Annotated in this window: 3 protein-coding genes and 1 pseudogene; all 4 read left to right on the plus strand. The window is 57.4% G+C overall.

Annotated elements, in window-relative coordinates; genetic code table 11:
* Positions 1–1,511: pseudogene (locus tag ACIQVE_RS29045) on the plus strand (2-oxoglutarate dehydrogenase E1 component); the annotation flags it as partial.
* A gap of 42 nt (positions 1,512–1,553) precedes the next feature.
* Positions 1,554–2,780 carry a 2-oxoglutarate dehydrogenase complex dihydrolipoyllysine-residue succinyltransferase gene (odhB, locus tag ACIQVE_RS29050; RefSeq protein ID WP_402815329.1) on the plus strand — a complete coding sequence of 409 codons (1,227 nt, stop codon included), beginning with the start codon at positions 1,554–1,556 and terminating at the stop codon, positions 2,778–2,780.
* A 97-nt stretch (positions 2,781–2,877) separates the two neighbouring features.
* Positions 2,878–4,314, plus strand: coding sequence for a dihydrolipoyl dehydrogenase (lpdA, locus tag ACIQVE_RS29055; RefSeq protein ID WP_402815331.1), 1,437 nt, complete (start codon positions 2,878–2,880; stop codon positions 4,312–4,314).
* Positions 4,315–4,497: 183 nt separating this feature from the next.
* On the plus strand, positions 4,498–4,628 hold a 131-nt coding region (locus ACIQVE_RS29060), incomplete at its 3' end, for an ATP-grasp domain-containing protein (protein WP_402815333.1).

Below are 4,628 nucleotides of genomic sequence, written 5' to 3' on the forward strand. Positions count from 1 at the left end.
AAATATACATCAAAAAACAAAATCAATACAAACTTGACTTGCTAATCGAACTCGTCAGCTAAAGACGTCGCGGCCACAACGAAGCTGACGAACCAAGCGGCACCCAGCCTCTGATGTATCAGCAGATCACCAAACAGCGCACCACCCGTGAGCTGTACGCTGACAGTCTGACTCAGAGCGGTGTGCTCGACGTTGAGCGTGTTCAGGCGAAAGTCGACGAATACCGCAACGCGCTGGACAACGGTCTGCACGTAGTGAAAAGCCTGGTCAAAGAGCCGAACAAAGAGTTGTTCGTGGACTGGCGTCCGTATCTGGGCCACGCCTGGACCGCGCGTCACGACACTCGTTTCGACCTCAAGACCCTGCAGGAACTGTCCGCCAAGCTGCTGGAAATTCCAGATGGCTTCGTGGTTCAGCGCCAGGTCTCGAAAATCTACGAAGACCGTCAGAAGATGCAAGCCGGCGGCCTGCCGATCAACTGGGGTTACGCTGAAACCATGGCGTACGCGACCCTGGCGTTCGAAGGTCACCCGATTCGCATGACCGGTCAGGACATCGGCCGCGGTACGTTCTCGCACCGTCACGCTGTTCTGCATAACCAGAAAGATGCTGGCACCTACATTCCGTTGCAGCACCTGTACGACGGTCAGCCACGTTTTGACCTGTACGACTCGTTCCTGTCGGAAGAAGCCGTTCTGGCGTTCGAATACGGTTACTCGACTACCACGCCGGATGCGCTGGTTATCTGGGAAGCCCAGTTCGGCGACTTCGCCAACGGTGCCCAAGTGGTTATCGACCAGTTCATCACCAGTGGCGAGCACAAGTGGGGCCGTTTGTGCGGTCTGACCATGCTGCTGCCGCACGGTTATGAAGGTCAGGGTCCTGAGCACTCTTCGGCTCGATTGGAGCGTTACCTGCAACTGTGCGCCGAGCACAACATTCAGGTGGCGGTACCGACCACGCCGGCTCAGATCTACCACTTGCTGCGTCGTCAGGTGATTCGTCCGCTGCGCAAACCATTGATCGTCCTGACTCCAAAGTCGCTGCTGCGCCACAAGCTGGCCGTCTCGACGCTGGAAGATCTGGCCGAAGGTTCGTTCCAGACCGTCATCCCGGAAATCGATGTACTGGACCCGAAAAAGGTCGAGCGCGTTGTTCTGTGTAGCGGCAAGGTCTACTACGACCTGCTGGAAAAACGCCGTGCTGAAGGCCGTGACGATATCGCCGTCGTGCGTATCGAGCAGCTGTACCCATTCCCTGAGGACGACTTGATTGAAGTCCTGGCTCCTTACACCAACCTCAAACATATCGTTTGGTGTCAGGAAGAGCCGATGAACCAGGGTGCCTGGTACTGCAGCCAGCACCACATGCGCCGCATCGTTGGCAAACACGATAAATCTCTCGTACTCGAGTACGCGGGCCGTGACGCCTCTGCTGCACCTGCTTGTGGTTACGCATCGATGCACGCCGAGCAGCAGGAAAAACTGCTGCAAGCCGCGTTTACCGTTTAACGCCTTCGCGCACCTGAAACCGAATTTAAGGAACTACAGATAATGGCTATCGAGATCAAAGCCCCCACTTTCCCGGAATCGGTTGCCGATGGCACCGTTGCCACCTGGCACAAGCAACCGGGCGACGCCGTCAAGCGTGACGACCTGATCGTCGACATCGAAACTGACAAAGTCGTACTGGAAGTTCTGGCTACTGCCGACGGCGTACTGGGCGCAATCGTCAAGAACGAAGGCGACACCGTTCTGTCCGACGAAGTCCTGGGCTCCATCGAAGCGGGCGGCGCTGCTGCCGCTGCTCCGGCTGCCGCTGCTGCTCCGGCCGCTGCACAAGCCGCTGCTGCTCCTGCTGCCGGCACTGACGAAGACGCTATCGCGGCTCCTGCTGCGCGCAAACTGGCTGAAGAAAACGGCATCAACCTGGCTTCCGTCAAAGGCACCGGTAAAGATGGCCGTGTGACCAAGGAAGACGTGGTTGCCGCTGTTGAAGCCAAGAAAGCTGCTCCGGCCGCTGCACCTGCCAAGGCTGCTGCACCAGCGGCTGCCGCTCCTGTGTTCGCCGCTGGCGACCGCATCGAGAAGCGCGTTCCGATGACCCGCGTTCGTGCCACTGTGGCCAAGCGTCTGGTTGAAGCACAGTCGAACATGGCAATGCTGACCACTTTCAACGAAGTCGACATGACTGAAGTCATGGCGCTGCGTTCGAAGTACAAGGATCTGTTCGAGAAGTCGCACAACGGCGTGCGTCTGGGCTTCATGTCGTTCTTCGTCAAAGCTGCTACCGAAGCGCTGAAACGCTTCCCGGCTGTCAACGCTTCGATCGACGGTGCCGACATTGTTTATCACGGCTATGCCGACGTCGGTGTTGCTGTTTCCAGCGACCGCGGTCTGGTGGTTCCGGTTCTGCGTAACGCCGAACTGATGAGCCTGGCTGAAATCGAAGGCGGCATCGCCACCTTCGGCAAGAAAGCCCGTGACGGCAAACTGTCGATGGAAGAAATGACCGGCGGTACTTTAACCATCACCAACGGTGGTACCTTCGGTTCGATGATGTCTACCCCTATCGACAACCCGCCGCAGTCAGCGATTCTGGGCATGCACAACATCATCCAGCGTCCGATGGCCATCAACGGTCAGGTCGTTATCCGTCCGATGATGTATCTGGCACTGTCCTACGATCACCGTCTGATCGATGGCAAAGAAGCTGTGACTTTCCTGGTGACCATCAAGAACCTGCTGGAAGATCCGGCTCGTCTGTTGCTGGATATCTGATAGAAGCAGCCACGAGTTGCAAGCTTCAAGCTGCAAGAAATGGCAGCTAGGCTTGCAGCTCGCGGCTTGAAGCTTTTCGCTAAAGAGGATTTTTTGAATGTCGCAGAAATTTGACGTAGTAGTGATCGGTGCTGGCCCTGGCGGCTACGTAGCCGCCATCAAGGCCGCTCAGTTGGGTCTTTCGACGGCCTGCATCGAGAAGTACACCGATAAGGAAGACAAACTGGCGCTGGGCGGCACTTGCCTCAACGTCGGCTGCATTCCTTCCAAGGCGCTGCTCGACAGTTCCTGGAAATACAAGGAAGCGAAAGAAAGCTTCAACGTTCACGGTATCTCGACCGGCGAAGTCAAAATGGACGTCGCTGCGATGGTTGGCCGCAAGGCTGGCATCGTCAAGAACCTGACCGGCGGCGTTGCCACTCTGTTCAAGGCCAACGGCGTTACTTCGATCCAGGGCCACGGCAAACTGCTGGCCGGCAAGAAAGTCGAAGTGACCAAGCCTGACGGTTCGGTAGAAATCATCGAAGCTGAAAACGTCATCCTGGCGCCAGGTTCGCGTCCGATCGACATTCCACCGGCTCCGGTTGATCAGAACGTCATCGTCGATTCGACTGGCGCACTGGAATTCCAGGCCGTACCTAAGCGTCTGGGCGTTATCGGCGCTGGCGTGATCGGTCTGGAACTGGGTTCGGTGTGGTCGCGTCTGGGTTCGCAAGTGGTTGTTCTCGAAGCCCTGGATACCTTCCTGATGGCAGCGGACACCGCTGTTTCCAAGGAAGCGCTGAAAACCCTGACCAAGCAAGGTCTGGACATCAAGCTGGGCGCTCGCGTTACCGGTTCGAAAGTTAATGGCGACGAAGTCGTAGTGAACTACACCGATGCCAATGGCGAACAGACCATCACTTTCGACAAGCTGATCGTAGCCGTTGGTCGCCGTCCGGTGACCACTGATCTGCTGGCTGCCGACAGCGGCGTGACCCTGGACGAGCGCGGTTTCGTGCACGTTGACGATCACTGCGCCACTACCGTACCGGGCGTTTTCGCCATCGGTGACGTGGTTCGCGGCATGATGCTGGCTCACAAGGCTTCGGAAGAAGGCATCATGGTTGTCGAGCGCATCAAGGGCCACAAGGCCCAGATGAACTATGACCTGATCCCTTCGGTTATTTATACTCACCCGGAAATCGCGTGGGTTGGCAAAACCGAGCAGGCCTTGAAAGCTGAAGGCGTTGAAGTTAACGTCGGCACCTTCCCGTTCGCCGCTTCCGGCCGTGCCATGGCCGCCAACGATACCGGTGGTTTCGTCAAGGTCATCGCTGATGCCAAGACTGACCGCGGATTGGGCGTGCAGGTGAGTGGTCCGAGCGCTGCAGAACTGGTTCAGCAGGGCGCGATCGGTATGGAATTCGGCACCAGCGCTGAAGACCTGGGCATGATGGTTTTCTCCCATCCGACCCTGTCTGAAGCCTTGCACGAAGCTGCTCTGGCTGTGAATGGCGGCGCCATCCACATTGCCAACCGCAAGAAGCGTTAACAGACAATAAGAAACCACGGCGGTGTCTGCCCGTCGTGAGCCTTGCGAGCAAGACTCACCGCGGAATGTCCGCCGGACGCAGTCTTGCGTAGCTCAGCTACGCAAGCAGCAGTCACAGGTGGCGCGGCACTCATCACGAGCGCAGCGCCGAATGCGCAGTACCTAACGAAGACGGTAAAAAGCATGAATCTTCACGAGTATCAGGGTAAGCAGCTGTTCGCTGAATACGGCCTGCCAGTTTCCACTGGTTACGCAGTATACACCCCAGAAGCAGCAGCAGAAGCTTGCGACAAAATCGGCGGCAGCGAGTGGGT

This window comes from Pseudomonas sp. NPDC098747 (assembly GCF_044760045.1).
In the GTDB taxonomy this organism is placed as follows: domain Bacteria; phylum Pseudomonadota; class Gammaproteobacteria; order Pseudomonadales; family Pseudomonadaceae; genus Aquipseudomonas.

Excerpts from the sequence above, each read along its gene's own strand:
- odhB (WP_402815329.1), top strand. The coding sequence starts at position 1,554 with ATGGCTATCGAGATCAAAGCCCCCACTTTCCCGGAATCGGTTGCCGAT.
- lpdA (WP_402815331.1), top strand. The coding sequence starts at position 2,878 with ATGTCGCAGAAATTTGACGTAGTAGTGATCGGTGCTGGCCCTGGCGGC.